Annotated in this window: 14 protein-coding genes and 1 tRNA gene; 11 read left to right on the top strand and 4 right to left on the bottom strand. The window is 66.1% G+C overall.

Annotated features, from left to right (window positions below; translation table 11 throughout):
• The first annotated feature begins 300 nt into the window (after positions 1–300).
• The 5 genes from AC1XX3_RS18085 to dcm all read left to right on the top strand — a co-directional run bounded on the left by AC1XX3_RS18085 (position 301) and on the right by dcm (position 5,141).
• Entirely contained in the window at positions 301–1,272 is a 972-nt protein-coding gene (locus AC1XX3_RS18085) for a hypothetical protein (RefSeq protein ID WP_483322574.1), read from the top strand.
• Between the two features lie 65 nt (positions 1,273–1,337).
• Positions 1,338–2,003 carry a hypothetical protein gene (locus AC1XX3_RS18080; protein WP_483322573.1) on the top strand — a complete coding sequence of 222 codons (666 nt, stop codon included), beginning with the start codon at positions 1,338–1,340 and terminating at the stop codon, positions 2,001–2,003.
• A 195-nt stretch (positions 2,004–2,198) separates the two neighbouring features.
• The gene (locus AC1XX3_RS18075) at positions 2,199–2,402 is read left to right on the top strand and encodes a cold-shock protein (RefSeq protein WP_483322572.1); all 204 of its coding nucleotides are present in this window, start codon (positions 2,199–2,201) and stop codon (positions 2,400–2,402) included.
• A gap of 114 nt (positions 2,403–2,516) precedes the next feature.
• Positions 2,517–3,503: a glycoside hydrolase family 130 protein gene (locus AC1XX3_RS18070; protein WP_483322571.1), complete on the top strand. Its 987-nt coding sequence runs from the start codon at positions 2,517–2,519 to the stop codon at positions 3,501–3,503.
• Positions 3,504–3,719: 216 nt separating this feature from the next.
• A complete protein-coding gene (gene dcm, locus AC1XX3_RS18065; RefSeq protein ID WP_483322570.1) occupies positions 3,720–5,141 on the top strand; it encodes a DNA (cytosine-5-)-methyltransferase in 1,422 nt (473 codons plus the stop codon).
• A 1,072-nt stretch (positions 5,142–6,213) separates the two neighbouring features.
• On the opposite strand, the gene AC1XX3_RS18060 is transcribed toward dcm, so the two are convergent.
• Entirely contained in the window at positions 6,214–7,404 is a 1,191-nt protein-coding gene (locus tag AC1XX3_RS18060) for a sigma-70 family RNA polymerase sigma factor (RefSeq protein ID WP_483322569.1), read from the bottom strand.
• A gap of 163 nt (positions 7,405–7,567) precedes the next feature.
• Here AC1XX3_RS18060 and AC1XX3_RS18055 point away from each other — a divergent pair, with 163 nt between their 5' ends.
• Together AC1XX3_RS18055 and AC1XX3_RS18050 are read left to right on the top strand one after the other, a co-directional pair.
• The gene (locus tag AC1XX3_RS18055; protein ID WP_483322568.1) at positions 7,568–10,852 is read left to right on the top strand and encodes a UvrD-helicase domain-containing protein; all 3,285 of its coding nucleotides are present in this window, start codon (positions 7,568–7,570) and stop codon (positions 10,850–10,852) included.
• Between the two features lie 68 nt (positions 10,853–10,920).
• Positions 10,921–13,614 carry a hypothetical protein gene (locus AC1XX3_RS18050; RefSeq protein ID WP_483322567.1) on the top strand — a complete coding sequence of 898 codons (2,694 nt, stop codon included), beginning with the start codon at positions 10,921–10,923 and terminating at the stop codon, positions 13,612–13,614.
• Positions 13,615–13,767: 153 nt separating this feature from the next.
• Here AC1XX3_RS18050 and AC1XX3_RS18045 read toward each other — a convergent pair whose 3' ends face one another.
• Both AC1XX3_RS18045 and AC1XX3_RS18040 read right to left on the bottom strand, forming a co-directional pair.
• Entirely contained in the window at positions 13,768–14,979 is a 1,212-nt protein-coding gene (locus AC1XX3_RS18045; RefSeq protein ID WP_483322566.1) for a hypothetical protein, read from the bottom strand.
• Positions 14,976–17,078, bottom strand: coding sequence for an AAA family ATPase (locus AC1XX3_RS18040; RefSeq protein ID WP_483322565.1), 2,103 nt, complete (start codon positions 17,076–17,078; stop codon positions 14,976–14,978). Before AC1XX3_RS18040 ends, AC1XX3_RS18045 begins: the two co-directional genes overlap by 4 nt.
• Before the next feature lie 276 nt (positions 17,079–17,354).
• On the opposite strand from AC1XX3_RS18040, the gene AC1XX3_RS18035 reads away from it, so the two are divergent.
• From AC1XX3_RS18035 to AC1XX3_RS18020, 4 genes are all read left to right on the top strand, one after another.
• Complete coding sequence (locus AC1XX3_RS18035; protein ID WP_483322564.1) at positions 17,355–17,810, top strand: DNA cytosine methyltransferase; 456 nt, start codon at positions 17,355–17,357, stop codon at positions 17,808–17,810.
• Between the two features lie 108 nt (positions 17,811–17,918).
• Complete coding sequence (locus tag AC1XX3_RS18030; RefSeq protein WP_483322563.1) at positions 17,919–18,143, top strand: hypothetical protein; 225 nt, start codon at positions 17,919–17,921, stop codon at positions 18,141–18,143.
• The gene (locus tag AC1XX3_RS18025; protein ID WP_483322562.1) at positions 18,140–18,481 is read left to right on the top strand and encodes a DNA cytosine methyltransferase; all 342 of its coding nucleotides are present in this window, start codon (positions 18,140–18,142) and stop codon (positions 18,479–18,481) included. The genes AC1XX3_RS18030 and AC1XX3_RS18025 overlap by 4 nt, the downstream gene beginning before the upstream one ends.
• Positions 18,482–18,523: 42 nt before the next feature.
• Positions 18,524–19,054 carry a very short patch repair endonuclease gene (locus AC1XX3_RS18020; protein WP_483322561.1) on the top strand — a complete coding sequence of 177 codons (531 nt, stop codon included), beginning with the start codon at positions 18,524–18,526 and terminating at the stop codon, positions 19,052–19,054.
• Positions 19,055–19,628: 574 nt separating this feature from the next.
• On the opposite strand, the gene AC1XX3_RS18015 is transcribed toward AC1XX3_RS18020, so the two are convergent.
• Positions 19,629–19,701: transfer RNA gene (locus tag AC1XX3_RS18015), tRNA-Ala, on the bottom strand.
• Positions 19,702–19,855: the final 154 nt, after the last annotated feature.

The following is a 19,855-nucleotide window of genomic DNA, read 5'->3' as shown; positions in this document are numbered from 1 at the left end:
GGGGGAAATCTCGGGGGAGAAGAATTGGGTGCAGTTTATTTCTGCTGGTGATCTCGGAGGGGAGCCTGCCGATTCTGGTGCTTCCCTTCGAGGTTCGCTCCAGCACCGATTTCCGCCCGCGAATCGCCCACCACCGCCGCGTACAGCCGACGAATAGTCGCTGCTGCCGAGCGGCGTCGAGCACTCCGCCTGACCCCGGACACGCGGTGCGTGGGTATCGCCGAATGGCTCGCCAACTCTTGACGGGGGACGGCAGCGACGGGCAACGGGCGCGTCGGCCGTGACTCGGAGGAGCTGGTCATGAACCACATCGAGCAGAACGACACGTCACCCCAGATCGGCCGGCGCGGACTGATCATGGGCGCCGGGATCGCCACCTTGGCGGCGACCTCACTGACGGGCCCCGCACCAGCGGAGGCCAAGCCGCCCGGCCCGGGCGGTTCCGCGGCGTCGAAGTCCAAGCCGCTGGCCACCCCGGTCACCACCACCGCCGCCTCAGCGCCGACCAGCGGCTACACCTATCGCCACGTCAGCATGTTCGACTTCGCGGCGGAAGGGGCCACGCACCGGCTATGGGGTGGTTCCGGAACATACGGGGGCGCCTCGGCGACGACCTTGTGGGCCTCGGTCGACATCCCGGCGGGTGCACTGATCCGCGACATCGAGTGGTACGTCTACAACTCCAGCGGCGCTAACGCCACCGGCATGGGACGGCTGTGGGTGGCCGGCAGCGGCTATCTCAGCGATGTCGTGACGGACGTGACCATCCCCAGCGGCGGCGGGATCCAGGCCCGGCGCGGGGTCGTCCCGTCGGCGGCCTACGGCCCCCACCCGCTGGGGACCAAGCTCAACCTCGGCATCTACACCCCGGCCAGCGGGGCGATCCAGGTCAACGGCGTGCGGGTCGGCTTCAGCCAGGGCGCGGGCAGCACCGGCCTGCTGCCGACCCCGCTGCGCGCGTACGACTCCCGCAGCAGCGGTGGGAAGCTGGCGGCCGGTTCGACGCGGGTGATCACCTTGCCGGCGTCGGTGGTCCGCCCCGGGACCGCTGGGGTGCTGGCCAACATCACCGTCACCGGGGCCGAGGGCTCGGGCTTCCTCAAGGTGTTCGCAGGCAACGCCGCCACGCCGGCCGCCTCGGTGATCAACTACAAGCCCGGCGTCGACATCGCCAACGCGATCACGGTCGGGGTGTCCAACTCCCGACAGATCAAGATCTTCACCAACAAGAAGGCGCACGTCATCGTCGACCTCACCGGCACCGTCGGCTGACCCGTCCGGGGAGGGTGTGGCCCCACCTCGCCCGCCGCGGGGCGAACAGGTGACAGGATCGGCACATGCCTGATTCCCGCGTCGAAGCCGCCGCCAACAACGCCGGGTGGTGCGACCTCGTCTGCCGCGCCCAGGGACTGCGTACCCGCTGGGACGCCGACGGCTGGTCGGTCAGCCACCGCTCACCCGCCGGCTATCCCGACGCGGTCACGCTGGTCCCCGGCGCGGACGTCCAGGCACTGCTGAGGCGGGTCGAGACCGGTGCCGGCTGTTCGGTCAAGGACAGCTTCGCCGACCTCGACCTGACCGCCGACGGCTTCCAGGTCCTGTTCGACGCGACGTGGATCCGGCACTCCGCCACCGAACCGGCCCTGCTGCCGATGCTCGACTGGCACGAGGTGGGGAGCACCGAAGAGCTGGCCCAGTGGGCGGCGGGGCAGGAGCTGAACGTTTTCGTCCCCGCCTTGCTGGACGCCGAGGACGTGTATTTCTTCGCCGAGGCGTCGTTCGGGGCGCGGTTTGTCCTGCACCGCACCGACCAGGTGGTGGGCGTGTCCAACGTGGCGACCGGGGAGGCGGCCGCGGAGTCGGTCTGGTCGGACCTGGTCGCCATCGCCGGCCGGACGTACCCCGGTCTGGATCTGGTCGGCTACGAGCGCGGCGCGGACGTCGAGGCGGCCCTGACGGCCGGTTTCGTGGGCACGGGACCGCTGCGGGTGTGGCTGCGCTGAGGCGCATGGCGGGCCGGTCGGAACAACGAATGTCGGCCGAGTTCACACCTTGGCGCAGATGTGTGCAAGGATGAACCTGCTGTTGCAGTTCTTGAGCCGTGGTAAGTGCTACGCCCCTAAGGATTTTGCGTGGGCGGTAGCGTCCGACAGCAGTCCGAGATCGTGCAGTGCGATCCCGACATGTAGGAGTTTGAAATGGCACAGGGAACAGTCAAGTGGTTCAACGGCGAAAAGGGCTTCGGCTTCATCGAGGTTGACGGTGGCGGCGCGGACGTGTTCGTGCACTTCAGCGCGATCGAGTCCTCCGGCTACCGTTCGCTCGACGAGGGTCAGCGCGTGGAGTTCGAGACCACGCAGGGTCCGAAGGGTCCGCAGGCCGACAAGGTCCGCCCCCTCTGATCTCAGATCTTTTGATCTAGATCTCCAAAGCTTGTGAAGGAGCGTCGGCCATTGGCCGGCGCTCCTTTTGCTATGCCCTGACGCGGATCGCTTCGTCGGGAGAGACTTGGGCCCGTGCCCAGCTCAGCGATGTTCGACAACGCCTCGTTCCCCCTCGGCCCGTTCGTGCCGTACGCGGGGAATCCGATCCTGCGTCCGCAAGGCGGCACCTGGGAGTCGGCGAATCTCTACAACCCGGCAGCGCTGGTCGACGGCGACGAGGTGGTGCTGCTGTATCGGGCGCACGCCGAGGACATCGTGTCCCACGTGGGGCTGGCCCGCAGCCGCGACGGCTTCCACTTCGACCGCGAGGGCGAACCGATCCTGTCGCCGAGCGAGGACTACGAGCGGTACGGCTGCGAGGACCCGCGGATCGTCCTGATCGACGGGACCTACTATCTGACGTACACGGGCTGGGACCGCCGCAGCGCACAGCTGTGCCTGGCGACGTCGACCGATCTGCGGCACTGGACCAAACACGGGCCGCTGTTCGACAACTTCGACACCTTCAAGACGACCGACCCGCGTGGCTTCAACTGGTCGAAGGCCGGCGTGATCGTGCCCGTGCAGCTGCAGGGTCGCTGGTGGATGTACTTCGGTGAGGGCGCGATCTATTGGGCGACCAGCGATGACCTGATCCATTGGACGCCCGGCACCCCGGACACCGAGCCGATGTATTCCCCGACACCGGGCTCGTTCGACGCCGACCTGGTGGAGATCGGCACCTCCCCGGTGCTGACCGACAACGGATTGTTGTTGATGCTCACGAACGGCGCGATTCGCACGGTCCACCCGGACGGTCGGGTCGAGGTCGACTATCGCTGCGGCCAGATCGCGATCGACCCCGACAACCCGACGACGGTGCTGGCGCGGCTCCAGGTCCCGTGGCTGCGGCCGCAGACGTTCGAGGACCTGAACGGTCTGGTCTCGAACGTCACGTTCGTCGAGGGGCTGGTGAAGTTCCAGGGGAAGTGGTTCGCCTACTACGGTCAGTCGGACACCACGCTCGCCGTGGCTGTTCATGATCCGGCCTCCCCCTGGGGCTCGTCGCTGCGGGAGTGATCTGGCTCCTGCTGTGCGAGCCTCGCGTCGATGGCTCCGCACCTGAGAGCCGGCCCGGCGGGGCGCGTGTGCCACGCTAGGCCGCGGCAGTCATCGCAGATTGAGCACCGGCGGTAGAGCTCGATCTTGTGCACAGGCTTGAAGGACCTGGAGATTTGTCCACGGACGTGCGTCACAGCACCGCCAATGAGGGAGGGAGCTGCTAAGCTTTCGCACATGAGCTCGAATGCTGCATCCTTTCGCTATGCGGACCTCTTCGCTGGCATCGGTGGGTTCCACGCGATGTTGGACCACGCCGGCGGCCGATGCGTGTACGTCTCGGAGATCGACGGTGAGGCCAGCGCGACGTACCTGCGCAACTGGGTGGACCACCTGCCCACCGAGAGTCAGCCACAGGTCAACAAGGACATCACTCTGGCGACCCCGGAGCGTGGTGACGTTGACGTCCCTGAGCATGACGTGCTGGCAGCCGGTTTCCCGTGCCAGCCCTTCTCCAAGTCTGGCTTCCAGCGGGGCATGGTTGAAGCGCGCGGCACATTGTTCTGGAACATCGCGCGCGTACTGGAAGAGCGGACGCCAGCCGTGGTGCTGCTCGAGAACGTTCGCAACATCGCCGGGCCGCGGCACACCCATGAGTGGGAGGTGATCATTCGGACGCTTCGTGAGATTGGCTATCGCGTGTCCTCGACTCCGTCGGTGTTCTCCCCACACCTCCTTCCGCCATCGCAGGGCGGGACACCACAGGTGCGAGATCGTGTCTTCATCCTCGGCACGTTTGTGGGGCCGGAGCGGGCCCTCCGTGAAACGGACGTGCGGCCCACCGTGGTCCGAGCCCCCGTTGATGCTTGGGACCCGAAAAAGTGGGATGTCGACTGGGTCCTCGATGACGACGAGACGATAGACAACCTTGATCGGTACCGGCTGACGGCTGAGGAGGAGCGGTGGGTCACAGTCTGGGACGGTCTCGTGACTCGGATGTGGGATGAGACCGGGCGCCGACTGCCAGGGTTCCCGTTGTGGGCTGACCACTGGGTGCCGCACAGCTCCTTGGATCCGGCCGAGCTGGAGCTGCTGCCGAAGTGGAAGCGGGACATTCTGAACAAGAACGCCCTCTTCTACGATCAGTTTGCGACGGACGTCATTGAGCCGTGGAAGGACGATTTCCCGGAGTTTGCGGCGTTCCCGGCGTCACGCAGAAAGCTGGAGTGGCAGGCACAGGACACCAAGTCGCTGTGGCAGACAGTCATGCATTTCCGCCCGTCAGGTATCCGAGCCAAGGCTCCGACCTACCTTCCCGCGCTGGTCGCGATCACCCAGACGTCAATCGTTGGTTCGCGTCGACGGAAACTGACGCCGCACGAGGCTGCGCGTCTACAAGGTCTGCCCCGTTCGTTCTCTTTCGAAGGTCAGCGCGACTCGGCCTCGTACAAGCAGGTAGGAAACGGCGTGGCCGTCGGGGCGGCATGGCACGTGTTTCGCACGCACGTGCTCCGCGACCGAAAGGATCTCCCTGAACGACTGGTTGCAGCAGTAGCTGCCGCCGACCAAAACGTGTTGTCAGACGCGCTGTCGCCGGCAGCCGTAGAATTCGAAGTCAGCTTTGCCCAGGACCACCAATCGGCCATCATCGACGGGTGACCTGGTTCCCAAGTACATAACCCTCGGCGGCGATTGCGGCAACTCGATGACCAGCGACGTCCCTATTCTGCACAATGGCGGTGCGATTCTGATCTAGTAGGCGCGTGCTCACCGCGCCTCCCGATGACCAGTCCTTCCTGCCCGCAGACTCGTTGGCTGAGGCCATCGAGCGAATTTACTCCCTGACCGGGGCGAGCGCCGAGGACAGTCCGGGCGGGGGGAGAGCAGGCAAACGTGCCCTCATTGCATTGCGCGACGCCCTTGGACTCCAGATCGACGTCGTCCGGACCCCAGCTGCCATGGCCGACGCGATCGCAGTCGCTGTCGTCGAGTCAGGCAAGAGTCGACAGCGCAAGTCCGCGTTCACGCCAAACATGTCGAGGCATTCTGGGTCCCGAACAGCGAAGGGCTGCGCCGCGGACAAGTTCGAGATGCGCATGCGGAAGCCTCGCCAGGGGCATGCGTGTGGCTCGCTACGATTGGCCAGCACGGGACCGCACTAGTCGGACGCTGACCCGGCGGACCGTCCGTAATGAAAGGACGCGGCCGACGCTGTGGTCAAACCGTACGAGCCTTGGGCGTCGTCGCCCGCTTCGCGTGCCGTCATGCAGGTCAACCGCCGTAGGAACACGAAGCCCGAGATGGCCGCTTGTCGGCTTGTCCCGCGCTGGCGGCTTGCGTTCCAGGATCGATGCAAAGGCGATCGCGGACCTCAACCGTCGTGCGGACCTTGTGTTCAGGCGAGCGCGGGTGGCCGGACGCTTCACGGCAGGCGAACCTTCCCGGTCGAGGGGCAGATCAGAATGTGGACCTTGGTTGGCATGCAGACCGCTCGCTCTTCGGGTGTCGAAGGCGATCACGTCGGGGCCGTCCCTTGAAGTCGGCAGCCTTCGTCAACCCTTTGCAGGCGAACGCGGGCAGACGAGCCGTGTTCACGACATTGATGCCGGGTGGCCGCTATGCATTGCTCGACAACGGTTGCTTCGTCTATCCCACGGGCGTGCTGCTGTGCACGAGGCCCAGGTGCCCGCGCGCAGTTCCCCGCTGGGGCACCGGCTCTGGCTGGGTCTAATCAGGCTGCGTCGGCCTCGGGGAGGATCACGCCCTCGAACACGAGACCCTGGCGGATCGACGTCATACCCGTCGCTAGGATCTGGCGGATCCGTTCGCGGGACACACCCCAGGCTTGACCAATTTCCTCGAGCGCCGCGCTCTCGTCATAAGGACGCAGGCCGTAACGGCGGCGGACGATGTCGGCCTCCTTCTCCGTCAGGTACTCGAGAAGTCGCTCGGCGTCATCGAGAAAGAGGCCGCGGATTTCGATTTGCTCGGGCGAGCCCTGCTGAGCGTCCACCAAGTCGCCGAGCGTGAAGCCGTCATCGCTCAGGGGCATGTCGAGCGAGAACGCGCCGGGCGCAAGTCTGAGGCACTGGTCGACCTTCAGGACAGTGGTGCCGCAGGCCGTGGCCAGATCCTGGCGCGAGGGCGAGCGCCCTTCGGCCGCCAGTCGCTCCCGAGTAAGGATGACCTTGCGGACGAGTTCCCACATGTGGACGGGGAGCCGGACCACCCTTCCCTCGTTGGCCAAGTTCCTGGTGACGGCCTGCCGGATCCAGGGGGTCGCGTATGTCGAGAACTTGTTGCCGGCGGCCGGATCGAAGAGTTCGACGGCCCGCAAGAGCCCGACAATGGCGCTCTGGACCAGGTCTTCGTACTCCAGGCCCTGGTTCTGGTAGCCCTTGCTGATCGAGTGCACCAGCCCGATATTGTGGAGGACCATTGCCTCGGCCGCGGTGCGGGCCTCTCCGGTCAGTGAGTTGAGCCCGCCCTGCTTCAGCGGCCTGGCGTCTGGACGGGCCATTAGGGTTAGTCCGACCTCCTCCTCGGCGGTCAGAAGGGTTTTGGAGAGCCGCTTTGAGGATGCGCGGCGGTCGAGCTCGAGACGACGATGCGCCGCGTCGACGGGATCAGTCTGAGGTCCCGACGTCGCAGGACCGGTCGGAGGTTCGACCGTCTGCGCCCCTGGCCAGGGATCTAGTTCCACCATGTCCTCCACCACCCGGATCCGGGCTTCGTCGAGCGCCTTGTCGAGCTCGAACCGAAGTTGGAGGGGAAGGTCCGGGAAGAGTTTGCCGACCTCGCGAAGGGTCCGCTCAACTTTCGACCGTGCGACTGAGCTGTCGCTCAGGTGCGGAGCAAGGTGCGTTACGACGGATCGACGTGCGAGCTCACGTCGCCGTGCGCCGCTCGCCTGTCCGTCCATATCTTGCTCCACTTTCTATTGAATGATGGGACCTTAATCTCTCGAGCCGACACGCGGGACGAGTTCGCGAATGTCGACGGGATTGCACCCGACATGCCGGCCCTGGTGTAGAAGTTCTCTGCATGGCCCGGGGGCGACTCGGGACGACCTGGGAGGTTTGATAGTGCTGGACGAGAGCACCCTATGGCGCCGGTGCGAGAACACTTGGGCGCAGTGGCTGACCGACAAAGGCAGTGCCGTGACTCGGCTGACGGATGCCACCAGCAACACTGCTCATTCTGGTGCCCCGTTGCTTCAGATCGGCGACAAACGTCTCCGAGCCCCTGATCTGCTGGCGACCAGCAAGACGGGCACAGAGTACTGGGAGGTTAAGACCCGGTCGCGAGCAGACATTGACCAGCTTACGGGTCAGAGCCAGCACTGGATGGAGTACGCCGCGTTCCGCGACTACCTCGCGGTGACGCAGTTTGCCGCGAAGGTGTGGGTGGTTCTCTTCGAGACTCCAACAGCGGTGGCTGTGGGTCGGTGGTTGCGCATCGACGTCGAGCGGCTGCGCGACGTGGGTTTCCTGACCCAGCGCCGTGGGCTCGGTGGTGCTCTGGTTGAGGCGTGGTCCTGGCCGGTAGCGGAGATGGAGCCGGTCGACGGTCCGACCGTTAATGTGCCCGCCGCCGACGTGCCGCTACTGCCGGACGAGGGGAGCGAAACGGTTCTAGCCGTCGGCGAGCTGGCGCCGATCGAGCGCCGGCTCCGGTCCCGCAAGCGACGCTCCAACCCGTCGACAGAGCCCGATGAGCCGGCGCAGGGGGACCCGACGGCGCCGGACCCAGAGCTCGTGATGCCTGGTGGATCGGAGGTGCTCCTGGAGCACTGGCTCCAGAGCGAGCCAATGCTCGCGCTCGACGTCCTGCGACGCACGCTCGGGATCTCGTTCCTCCCGCGGTACTCCGTACTCCGGGTGGGCTTGGACGGCATCGACGCCGACGAGTTGCTGGGCCTCCTGCGCTACGGGATCCGGGTCTTCGTGGTCTCCACTGAGATGCCGGACTTGAGAATGGACCCCACTGAGCTGCTCGCCTTCAAAGACAGCCGGATGCTGGAGTGGGCGGTCGTCCCCGAGGCGGCCGGCTGCGACGCCTGGATTGTGGATGGACAGGTGCCTGAGAGCACCCCTGAGCAGGCCATCCGTGCGGTTCAGGCGGCAGACGATCGCGGTGAGGTCAACCTCGCCCAGTACCGCATTGTGCATGCGCCGCTAGGCGCCGATGTAATGGTCCGCGCCGGCGCTGGCACCGGCAAGACCGAGACGATGGCCGAACGGACCGTCTTCATGCTGGCCACCAGTAGTGCGCGGGGCGTGGGCACGGCCAGTGCGACCGACCTGCGCGCGGACGAGATCGCCCTGGTCACCTTTACCCGAGAGTCGGCAGCCGAGATGCGCCACCGGATCGCTCGGACGCTCCTGCTCCGCCAACGGCTCTGCCATCGTTGCGTGCTGCCGGCACTCGCCTGGATGCTGCAGCTGGCGTCGGCTGACATCGTGACCATCCACTCGCTGGCCAAGCGCGTGACGGCGTCCGGGGCGGGCGCGCTCGGTCTCGGCCCGGAATTCCGGGTCGCCCAGCGGACCATGGATTTCCGCGCTGCGGTGTACGACGCGCTCTCGTCCCGGCTCACCACGATGATTGCGAGCTACGGCGACGAGGTGCCAGCGGCCTATGAGTGGCTCCAGCATGTACAGGAGGTCTGGAATGCGCTGGAGAACAACGGGGTCGACCTCTTCGGGCTGGGGACTAAGCATGAAGAGGTCTTCGTCGACTGGGGGGAGGCCTCGAGCACCGGTCTGGAGAAGGCGGTCGTGCAGGTCACCCAGGAGGTGGTGCTCGACGTCGCTAGGGCGATGAAAGAAATCTCGCTCCGGGACCAAACGCTGCCGGCGAACCAATTGGTGCCTTCTGCAACCGCGTCTTTGCTGTCTCAGGCGACCCCCCTCGTTCGCCGCTACCGGCACTTGTTCGTCGACGAGTTCCAGGACACCGACGCTGCCCAGATCGACCTGGTGCTAGAGCTGCGCGAGCGCCTTGACTGCCGGCTGTTCGTCGTCGGCGACGTGAAGCAGGGGATCTACCGGTTCCGCGGTGCCGAGGGTAACGCCTTCGAGGAGCTCCTTCGACGGGTGCACGACCGCGGGCTGCAGGCCATGACCGACTTCGGGCTCACCCGAAACTTCCGCTCGGGCGAGACACTGCTCGACTCCCTGCACGCCTATTTTGACCAATGGGGGCAAGGCGAGATGCTCCTTTACGGGCCCTCCGACCGGCTGCGACCGAACCACCGCGACTGCGACGGCAGCCGCGAGATCGTCATCGACTCGGTCAAAGCGAAGGACTTCGCTACAGCCGCCGCCGACCGAGTGGCGCGCTGGAGGGACCTGCATCCGGAGGACAGCGTAGGGATTCTCTGCCGGCAGAACTGGCAGGCCCAGGCCGTGCAGACCGAAGTTCGGGCACGCAACATCTCCTGTGAACTGCGGGTTGGCGGCAGTTTCTTTGAGTCTCCAGCCGCGCGTGAGCTGCGGGTCCTGCTGGAGGCCGCGGCGGACCCAGAGGACGACGTCGCGCTGCTCGAGCTCTGCGAGACCCGGTGGGCTGCGCGGATCCTTGAGGGTCAGGGTCCTGTCGGCATCGACTCCGAAGTGTGGGGGCCTGCCGGAGAGATGCCGGTTGCCTGGGCGGCGCGGATCGCTTCGGCGGCCGACGGTGGAAGCTTCCGGCGTGACGACCTGGACCTGCTCCGCCGCCGAATGAGTAGCCTGCGTCGGATGCTACGGGACGTGCCGGTGCTGGCATGGGTGGTCGAGATGGCACGGGTTTTCGAGCCAGAGGCGTACGCCGTCGCGGGGGAGGACGACGCCGAGCGGGTTAGGTACGGCCGGTGCCTGGACCACCTGATCACCGTGATCGACGCGCAGTTCCAGGACGGCACGATCACGTTGGAGCGGCTACTTTTCTGGTTGCGGTTGCAGGTAGCGACCAACCGCAGTGAGGACGAGCCCGATGTTGAGACCGACGGGAAGGTGGTTGCATTGACGGTACACAAGGCGAAGGGGCTCGAGTTCGACCGCGTGGTGGTTCCTAGCACGAGCTCGCAGTTTGGGCCGCGGGAGTCGGTGGCAACCCGGACCAGCGTGCTGCGTCCGCATGGTGGGAAGCCTCGAATCCTTTGGAAGTGGAAACCAGGCACTTCAACGCTGAACTTCTCGAACGTGCCGCCTTCCCGCCATGCTGACTGGGCCGTTGACGCGCTCGACACTACCCGTGAGGAGACCCGGTTGCTGTACGTCGCCATGACCCGTGCACGCGAGGAGCTGCTGGTGTTCGTTGCTCCGAGTACAAAGCCCAAGGAGAAGCCCCAGAGTTGGGCCGAGCTGATTCGGCAGGTGCCTTGATGGGGGCTTGGGGCGCCGTGGCTCTGCCCCGGGTTAGCCAGCCGGCGATCACAGCCGTCCTGGAGTCGATGGACCGGACCTGGGAGTCGGTCGCGCACGTCACTGCAACCACGACACTGGCGCATGCGATCAGGAAGACCGGGGTCCTCGCGTTACCGGTCGCGACGTTGGTGGACCTTTTGGTGATGCCGGGGATGCCGTCTTCGTTCGAGTTGCGCCTCGAAGCCTTTCCGGGGCCAGACGTCTTCGCTGCGAACAGCCTTGCCTACACCGAGCAGGTGGGAGCATGGCAGGACGAAGCGTCGGCCCGTCGCCTCCGGATAGGGATCAAGGTCGACGATCTGTTGCGCCAGTTCGTCCGCAAGGAGTCAGACAACGTCACGGGCCGTGCCCTCGTCTCGTCCAGGCGTGAGTATGCGCGGACGATACATGCACTGGTCAACGCCGGCGTGAACCCGCGAGGTCTTGTCGTACGCGACCACCTCGGCCAGGTCGCGGCGCGGGCCTGGGCCCATGCCGAGGACGAAGAACCCGCACTGAGAAGGCCGCGGGAACTGCTCTGGGTGAACCACGAGGACCTCAAGAACGGAGCGACCTCAGACGCCCGCGAGGCCGCCGCCCGAGTCAGGAACCTGCTGCGTGCCGCCTTTGGGGACAGGGATCGATGGACACTGGTCCACCACGGGTTCTACTTTTACACCCCGCCTCAGTGGGCCATGTTCCAGCTGTTGCGTCAGATCGACGAGGTTGACCAGGTCTTCATAATCCACGACGACGGGAGCAACCCGGCGTTCAGTTCGTGGCGACACTACTTCCGCAGCGAGTTGGCCATGCCTTCTCCGGTGCTGGTGCCGGGGTCCGAAGGGGTCACCAGTGCTGCTGCAGCGTTCCGCGGAATGCTCTTGGGTGAGCCCGCCGGCGACCTGTCCGCGCTTGAGGTGCGGGAGTGTCGCAGCGCCACCGAACTGGTGCGGCTGTGGCAGCAAGGGCTAGGCCAGGACCGCGCTGACAGCCCCAAGGCAGGCGTCGAGGAGGTCTCTACCTCAATCAGGTACGCCGCGGCGGCCAAAGAGGTTGATCGACTCGTTCAGCGTCTGGGGCGGACAAACGAGGTCGTCAGGCCGCGGCTCGCGGAGTTGCCGGTCGGCAGTTTCTTGATGTCGTTGCATGGGTGCATCCGTCAGGAAACCGACGGGCGGACGTCGGTCAACCTCGACGGCACGGCACTGCTCGACATCGTTGCGTCAGGCTTTCTGGACGTGTCAGCCCCGCCGCGGCCCTCGGTCCTGCGCCGGGTGTTGCCCTACTTCGAGGACTGCCGCAGCAGCGCCGCCTGGGTCCAGCGTGCGAGCCTGCTAACCCGTACGGTTCGTGACCGAGTGACGCCGCTCGGTGCTCGGGTTGACGGGGTGAGTGACGTCGATCGGCTGAGCGCGGCTGCGTCCAACGCCTCTCGCCTCGCGCCCTGGGCAGACGTGACCGTCGACGAGGCAGCCGCGATCGAGCGGGCCGTCCGAAGGGTGGTGGAGCTTGTAGAGGAGATCACGGCGCGTGAGCGCATCGCCCTAGGTGACCATCTGGAACAGGTGCAGGTGCAGTTGCGCCACGCACTTGTCCAGGCGGATGAGCGCGAGCGCATGAAACTGGAGATCATGCTGCGCGGCTTCGGCGTCGCACTGGAGGACGAGATCGACGTCGCTGGTCTGGTCGACGTCGTTGCCATGCTGCTCGGTCGCTCAGCGGAGCAGCCGGCCGACGCCGACCAGGAAGACCCTACCCGCGGCGGGACAGCCTCGGTCCAAGAATTGCGAGGCCTCGATGCTCTTGGTCTGGTCCGGCAACCCCATGATCTGCACTTGGCCAACCTTGCCGAAGACGTGTTCCCGAGCCGGAGCGCATCGGTGGGCTGGCCGTTCGACCTGGAGGACCTCAGGCAGTCCAGAGATGACGCGGTGGAGCCGATATCAGTCGACCTGTTCGCGGTGCGCGGCTCAACGAGTGCGCTCGGCGACATGTATCTGTTCTGGCTGGCGCTGGACGGCGCTGAATCGGGTCATTCGATCACGCTGAGCTGGCAGTCCGATGTGGGCGGGAACCAGCGTCGGTTGTCGCCATTGGTTACTCTCCTGACGGTGCCCGACCTGCGCAGTGAGGCGGTACGGGCGATCGCTGGCGGGATCACGGTCGGTGCGGTCCCGACTGCTGCAGACCGCCAGGCCGAGGCGGTGACGCCGAGTCCGCGCGACCTCGAGGCCGCCGACGATGCGCTGGACACTGTGATGGCTACGCTGGACAGGCGCACGGTCGCAGCCGCCGAAGCCTGCCCGCGGCGGTTCGCGATCCAGTGGGCGCTCGGTCCAAGCGCCGCATTCGGGGCCGATTTCCTGCAGACGATGTTGTTTGGCAACTTGGCTGGCGCATTGATCAAGACGGAGCAGGAAAACGCCCTAGGCGCACAAGCGACGTCGAATGACCTGTGGCCTCATTTGACTGAGGGACAACGTCAGAGCAGCCGGGCCAAGTGCAGGGTCAAGCCCGGCGGTGCACTGCCGGAGTGGGTCTTCACCTTGACCGGAAGGCAGGGAAACACCAAGCCGTTCGATCGCGCTTATCAGGCAGCGTTTGGGGCGAGGCGGACGGATAGAGACGACCTTGTGCCGCCCGGCACCGGGTTTCTTCCAGCCGGAATCGACAATCCGGACGTGTGCAAGTTGTGCCCCGTCCAGGCCCGGTGCTCCCAGCGCAAGCCTGCGCGAAAGTAGCTGACGGGGAGTTTCCTCGGCGGTGTCTGCAACCGGTTGGTGTCGACGAAATGAATGTGCCGTTGCGGGCGGAGAGAGTCGCCACTGCCGCAGATCGTTTCGACGTGCCGGCCCGGCCAGAGGATGCCATGCGGGCGTCCATAATCTGCGTACTTACCGGGAAGCTGTTGCAAGGCGCAGCGCCTCAGGCCAGTGGTCAAGGCTGGACAGCCAGACGTTGCCACTAAGCGGCCGAGGTTGTAGACCGGTTCCCCAGAAGAGACCAACGTAGATGGTTGATCTCGGGTTGCTGCGGTAGGCGTCACGGTAGGCCAGCGAGTTCAGGGCTGCAGCACGGGCTGCGTCGCCGGCGTCGCGGCGGTACTTGACCTCGACGACAGTCAGGGTTGGCGCGCCTCCCGCGGGGCGATGGTCGAGGACAATGTCAGGCCGGAGGGGTCCACTGGCGATACGGTGGTCGCGGAGGATGCGGTGGTAGTCGTCATGGGTGGCTAAAGCGCGCGGGGTGTCTTGGTAGTGCACGGTCAGGGTGGAGCCGTCAGGTCTGGTGTGCTCAATTCTGATCTGGCCGCGGACGAGTCGAAGACCTTGGCTAGCCCAGCCGAGCTGCCGAAGGATCTTCAAAGTGGTGAGAAGCGTAACTAGCTCGAGCAAGGCGCCGTCAGTGGCGGGAATGAGGGCGGTGGTCTCGACGAGCTGGCGGAGGAGGGTCTCGTCCTGAAGGTCGACGAGGTTGTGGTGGAGCTGCCAGAGGTCGGTGACGGGCTGGAACCGTCGGGCAGCTCGGCCGCGCCGCGTGCGATGCAGGTCCCGGGGGTGCAGTGGGTCGGTGACCGTACGGAGGACCGGGGAAGACTGGAGCCGGGTGGCGGTGGTTCCGAGGGCGACGATGCGGGCGCCGACCGGGGAGGAGGTCGTCCCGGCCCACGCGAGTTGGTAGTGGGCGCGGCGGACCGCGCTGAGGGCTGCGACGAGAAGCCGGTTCTCTGGGGTGGACATAATGCGTTCGGTGGGTCGGGTGGCGTACCCGAGCCGGGTGCCGCGGACGCCTCGCATGGCTAGGGTTGCGGGCCAGTCGACGGGTCCGCGGATCCGTTCGGGGTGGTCGTCTATGGTGACGGCGGTCGAGGCCGTGAGCCGACGGAGCAGCTCAGGGGCCGCGTCGACTAGTGCCGCGGCCTCGGGCGATAGCAGCAGATGCAGGGCGGTGAGGTAGTCGCGGTCAGTGCGAGGCAGTTGAAAGAGAGCGGCGGCGGTCGGAAGGATGTCCTGGGTACTGGTCGAGGCGGGCGAGACGTAGCGCCAGAGTTGGTCACGGATGACGCCCGCCTGCTCGTGGCGGTCCCAGCGGCGGTTGAGGCTCACGACCCAAACAGCGTCGCAGCGACAACGGCCTCGCCGGCCGAAGGTATCTCGACCTCAGCCGAACGCGGGCGCGTCATCTCTTGGTCGTGCTCGTCGTTGCGTTCGAGGATGTCGTCCGATAGCTGGTCAGGGTCAGCTTGGCCCGCGTCGTCGTTGCTGACGGCGGCGCGGTCCAACTCGAGGCCGAGGACCTCGCGAAGGACGCGGACAACGTCGTTGCGGCGTCCGGGCACCGCTCTGGTGACGAGCTGTAGGAGGTGGGCGCCGCGGCTCTCGTCGAGGCCCTCGAACTGGGGCAGCATGAGGGCATAGAAGACCGTGAACACGGTGTCGCGGGGGCTGCTGCCGGCCAGCACCAGCTGGCGTGCCAACTTGGCGGCATCGATGAAGATGGCCGGCCCAAATTGCTTGAGCCCTCGTAGCGGCAGAAGGGCGACAACTGCTGCAACAGCGCCGGCCGTGACGCTGGGGTTTGGGTCCTCGGCGTTCTCGTTGATGAGTTTCAGGTAAGCGTTGTCGTCGGGGGCTGGGACCTCGACGAAGGCGAACCGGCGCATCAGCGCGAACGACATCTCGAACAGCAGCGACTTGTCGAAGTTGTTGATCGTGCCGATCATCCTCCAGTCCCTGGAGACGACGATGTCCTGGTAACGGGAATCCTGGTTGGCGGCTGACCAGGTTATCCGGACGGGCAGGTCGGACTCGGCGTCGTTGTAGGGGAGGGTGACGTCGGCGCCCGCCAGGACTGTGAAGAGCTGCCCGAATGCCCGGTCGAAGTTGGACCGGTTCATCTCGTCGACGACTAGCCACAGGTCGCTCGCGATGGCCTCGACGAACCGGCCTGGCCGGTAGGCCAGCTGGTTGTCGGGTGTGGGGGCGAGACCGCCAATGGTGTCGTAGGTCGACCAGTCGGCGGTGGCGGTGGTCAGCAGGTGGCCGGCGCACAGGTTCTGAGTGGCGGCTACCTGGGCGACTAGAACGGCCAGGGTGGTCTTCGCGGTACCGGGTGGGCCGGTGAGGATAACGTGCTTCCCACTGTTTAGCGCGGCAACGAGCGCGGTGACCGTGGTCCTGGGCAGCAGCAGATCCTGCTCGAGGCATGCGGCGGCGACCCGGTCGACGGTTAGCGGCTCAGGCTCCTGCCGTCGCCCCGTGCCCAGATCGACGATGCGGTCGAAGCTGGCGCCGGTGATCTTCACGATGGAGTGCTGGGAGTTCCAATGCGGCGGGGCCCCGTCGACCTTCGGGACGGGCTGCGCAAACCGGGTGTACTCGGCGAACCGCGCAACCCAGGTGGGGCGGCCCTGCTCGTCGAGCGGGCCCTCCTCCACGCTCGAGATGTGGCCGTAGCCCACAAAGCACATCCGGTTCTCAGTGTGGCTGCTGGTGTTGTAGTAGACGAACTGGCCACCACCGGCAGCGACCAGAGCCTGCGCGCTGGTCACGGCCTCATGGAACCCGTAGTAGTCCTCGCCATCCCGCTCGGTGAAGTCCTCTTGTGAGGATCGGTTGAGGATGAACGAGGCCACGGTATCCGTGGTCTCGGAGATTGTGGGAGCGAGCGGCGCTGCAGCAGAAGCCTGGTTCCGCTGACCCCGTCGGTACTTGTTGGGCCAGTTCTGCCGGCCCAGCTGGAACGCCAGCGCGAGGACCTCCTTGGCCTGCGCCGGGTCGAGGGCTTGGACCTTCTCCACTAAGGCGTAGAAGCGGGCGTACTCGGTGTCCGGGTTGAGGTCGGAGGTGATCTCGGCCTTGCGGATGAATGGCTGGTTGTTCATCACATTTGTGCTGTCGGTGCGCATGTCAATCTGGTGGTCTCGGCCGTAGCGGACCAGCGCGTTGCCTACAAGGGAGGAGGAATACTCATCGCTGGCCTGGATCCGCCGGACGTTGACGTCAGGGGACAGCGCCCGCGCAACCAGCGTCACACACAGCACGGGCAGGTACGTCAGCGGGGTGCTGCGCTCGTAGAGAAAGAGGATGTCCTCCCGCCACCCGGGGTGGCTGGTCTCGAGGGTCCCCTGGGAGGTGGAGGTGCTGAGCTGGTCTACAGACTCCAGCAGTTGGTTGATCTGCTCAGTGCTGAGCGGCAGGGCCATGGTCGATGACCATACCCGGCACGGTCGGGCTGCACGGGCGATTCTGGGCTGTCAGCTAAGCTTTTGGCCATGGCTGACCTTGCGTTTCGCTTCATCGACCTGTTTGCCGGCATCGGCGGTTCACGCGGCGTTGACGGCGATGGGCGGCAAGGCTAAGTACGCCGTCGAGATCGACCCGGCGGCAGCCGGGGCCTACGCGCGGAACTGGCGCCGCAAACCCCTCGGTGACATCACCAAGACGCCATCTACCAGCAGGTCATCGTCCCAGGGCATGGCGTGCTCGCGGCGGGATTCCCTTGTCAGCCGTTCTCCAAGTCGGGCGCCCAGCGGGGCATGGACGAGACTTGCGGGACGCTGTACTGGAACATCCTGAAGATCATCGACGTCCACCGGTGGAAGGTCGTGCTGCTGGAGAATGTGCGGAACCTGGCCGGTCCCTGGCACCGCCACAAGTGGCAGGTCATCTCCGAGATCCTGACCGGCCCGGACTATCGGGTCGTCGCTACGCCGGCGGTCCTCTCGCCGCACCTCCTCCCGCCGACCCGAGGCGGACGCCCCAGGTCCGAGAGCGGGTCATCATCACTGCGACCTACAACCCCGGCGGCGTCGACAGTGACCGGCCAGGTGGCCCCGTCGCCCTCCCTAGCACGCGTCGAGGGCTGGGACCCGAGCGTTGGGCACCTCGACAGCGACCTCCCGCTGGACGACACTACGCAACGTAGACGGCTGTAACCTCACCGACCGGAACGTCACTGGATCACGCCTGGGACGCCTGGGTGCAACTCATGAGGGAGGCACGGGAGGGCCGGCGCCTCCCCAGATCCCGATCTGGGCGGCTCCTTGGCCGACTATCAGGAGCCCATCCCGGCCGGCACCCCGGCGTGGAAGCGGTCGCACCTGCTTAAGAACTACGACCTGTACACGCCACAAGGACCCACTGGGCGATTGGGCAGGCCGCAGGGGATCTTCAAGGAGGACGGCTCCAGCAATGACGTGTTCCCGGCCTCGCGCCGCCAGCTGGAGTGGCAGGCCCAGGACACCCCCGCCTGTGGGACACCATCATGAACTTCCGGACCTCGGGCATCCGCGCCAAGCGGGCCACCTACGTCCCGGCTCTGGTCGCCCTCACCCAGACCAGCATCATCGGCCCCCGCGAACGGCGGCTGCCCCTCCGCGAGGCCGCCCGCCTCCAAGGCCTGCCTGACAGTTTCAACTTCGGGAACCAGCCCCACGCGACGACCTACCGGCAACTCGGGACGGCGTCAACGTCGGTGTCGCCTGGCACATCATGCGGGAGGACGTTCGCCGGGATGCTGACATCCTCAAGCACGCCCCCAGGCCTGAGGATTATCGACGCAGTTCAAGCCGCACCCAGCTCCACCGACAGCATCCTCAACATATAGCCTGATCGACCGACTCACGGTTAACCTGCGCAGGAGGTGACCATGCCGGTGGAGCGTTGGGTGACGACCACAGCGGGGACCCACCTCTCCGGCCGTCGCAGGACCGACACCGTCCCCGAGGTGCTACTTCGAAAGGCACTTCACGCCCAGGGCGCACGCTTTCGCCTGCACCGGCGCCTTGCCCCCGCTTGCACACCGGACATCGTCCTGCCCGGCCGCCGGGTAGCCGTCTTCGTCGACGGGGACTACTGGCACGGGTGTCCCGAGCACGGCCGCAAGGTCCCGTTCACCGGTCCCAACGCCGGCCTCTGGGAGGCCAAGATGCGGCGCAACAAGGAACGAGACCTAACCGCCACGACGACAGCCGAGGCCCTGGGCTGGACCGTTGTCAGGCTCTGGGAGTGCATGATCAGATCTGACCCTGCCGCTGCAGCCACCGTCGTCCTGCACGCAGGCGAGTTGTCGAGATCCGACCGCAGCCCTAGCCTCCACCGCCGCCTGCGCGATCGGCCGGAGGCCCATGCGCACCTCGGGTGTGAGGGTGTTCCCGGTGCGGCAGGCTGCGTGAACTGACCGAGGCTGGCCACTCGCGGTTGATGCCAGTGAACGCTGCCGTCGATATGGACCTTGCTCAGTTCCACGCCGGGCTCAGCGAGACCATGTTGGGGTACGGCGGATTCGCCGGAGCGGCCAAGAATCTCATCGCACCTGGAGGCCTGAGCCATAGCGCGCGGTCATGACCAGCCTGGCTTCCACATCGGACGGCCTGACCTGACGGTGCTGACCGCACCCAGTCGCCCCGTCGAGCACTTCACGTCGGAGTCACTCGCAGCTTCCCCACTGCGGCTGGGATGTGTTCGACCGCGTTCTCGTACGCCGACGGGTTGGGCTCGGAGACTCCTGTAACTTGAGCCAAATCTGACTGGCTCAGACCAGCCGCCCGCCGCGCCGCCGCCCGCATGTCCACGGACATAGCCTAGAGAGGGCTGTAGCGCCGGGAAATGCTTCTGATTCCAGTCGCGGCCGCCGGTGGCGAATCGCAAGCTACCCGCTCACTTCCCCACCAGTCTCCCGGAGGACCGGGCGAATCAGCATGTGATAGACCGAGACTCAACAGAAGCGATGCTTTGACTAGGCGTCTATCCAGTGGAGCCAAGGGGACTCGAACCCCTAACCCCCTGCTTGCAAAGCAGGTGCGCTACCAATTGCGCCATGGCCCCGCGGTCGTTCCCGACCGACGCACGATCGTACGCCATCACCGCACCCCGGCACAAAGCCCCAGGGCGCCCCTCCAAGCCACCCGCCGGCCCGAGCGCCGCCAGGCAGCCCTAGACACCCCGAGCGAGGACATGGCCACCCTTCGGAGGAGCCACG

It is taken from the genome of Microlunatus sp. M237, from assembly GCF_056896895.1.
This window is presented reverse-complemented; position numbering and strand designations above follow the sequence as displayed.

Bases quoted from the DNA above. Each gene is read 5' to 3' on its own strand.
- AC1XX3_RS18075 (WP_483322572.1), top strand. From the start codon at position 2,199: ATGGCACAGGGAACAGTCAAGTGGTTCAACGGCGAAAAGGGCTTCGGC.
- AC1XX3_RS18080 (WP_483322573.1), top strand. From the start codon at position 1,338: ATGCCTGATTCCCGCGTCGAAGCCGCCGCCAACAACGCCGGGTGGTGC.
- AC1XX3_RS18050 (WP_483322567.1), top strand. From the start codon at position 10,921: ATGGACCGGACCTGGGAGTCGGTCGCGCACGTCACTGCAACCACGACA.
- dcm (WP_483322570.1), top strand. From the start codon at position 3,720: ATGAGCTCGAATGCTGCATCCTTTCGCTATGCGGACCTCTTCGCTGGC.
- AC1XX3_RS18085 (WP_483322574.1), top strand. From the start codon at position 301: ATGAACCACATCGAGCAGAACGACACGTCACCCCAGATCGGCCGGCGC.
- AC1XX3_RS18040 (WP_483322565.1), bottom strand. From the start codon at position 17,078: ATGGCCCTGCCGCTCAGCACTGAGCAGATCAACCAACTGCTGGAGTCT.
- AC1XX3_RS18025 (WP_483322562.1), top strand. From the start codon at position 18,140: ATGAACTTCCGGACCTCGGGCATCCGCGCCAAGCGGGCCACCTACGTC.
- AC1XX3_RS18020 (WP_483322561.1), top strand. From the start codon at position 18,524: ATGCCGGTGGAGCGTTGGGTGACGACCACAGCGGGGACCCACCTCTCC.
- AC1XX3_RS18060 (WP_483322569.1), bottom strand. From the start codon at position 7,404: ATGGACGGACAGGCGAGCGGCGCACGGCGACGTGAGCTCGCACGTCGA.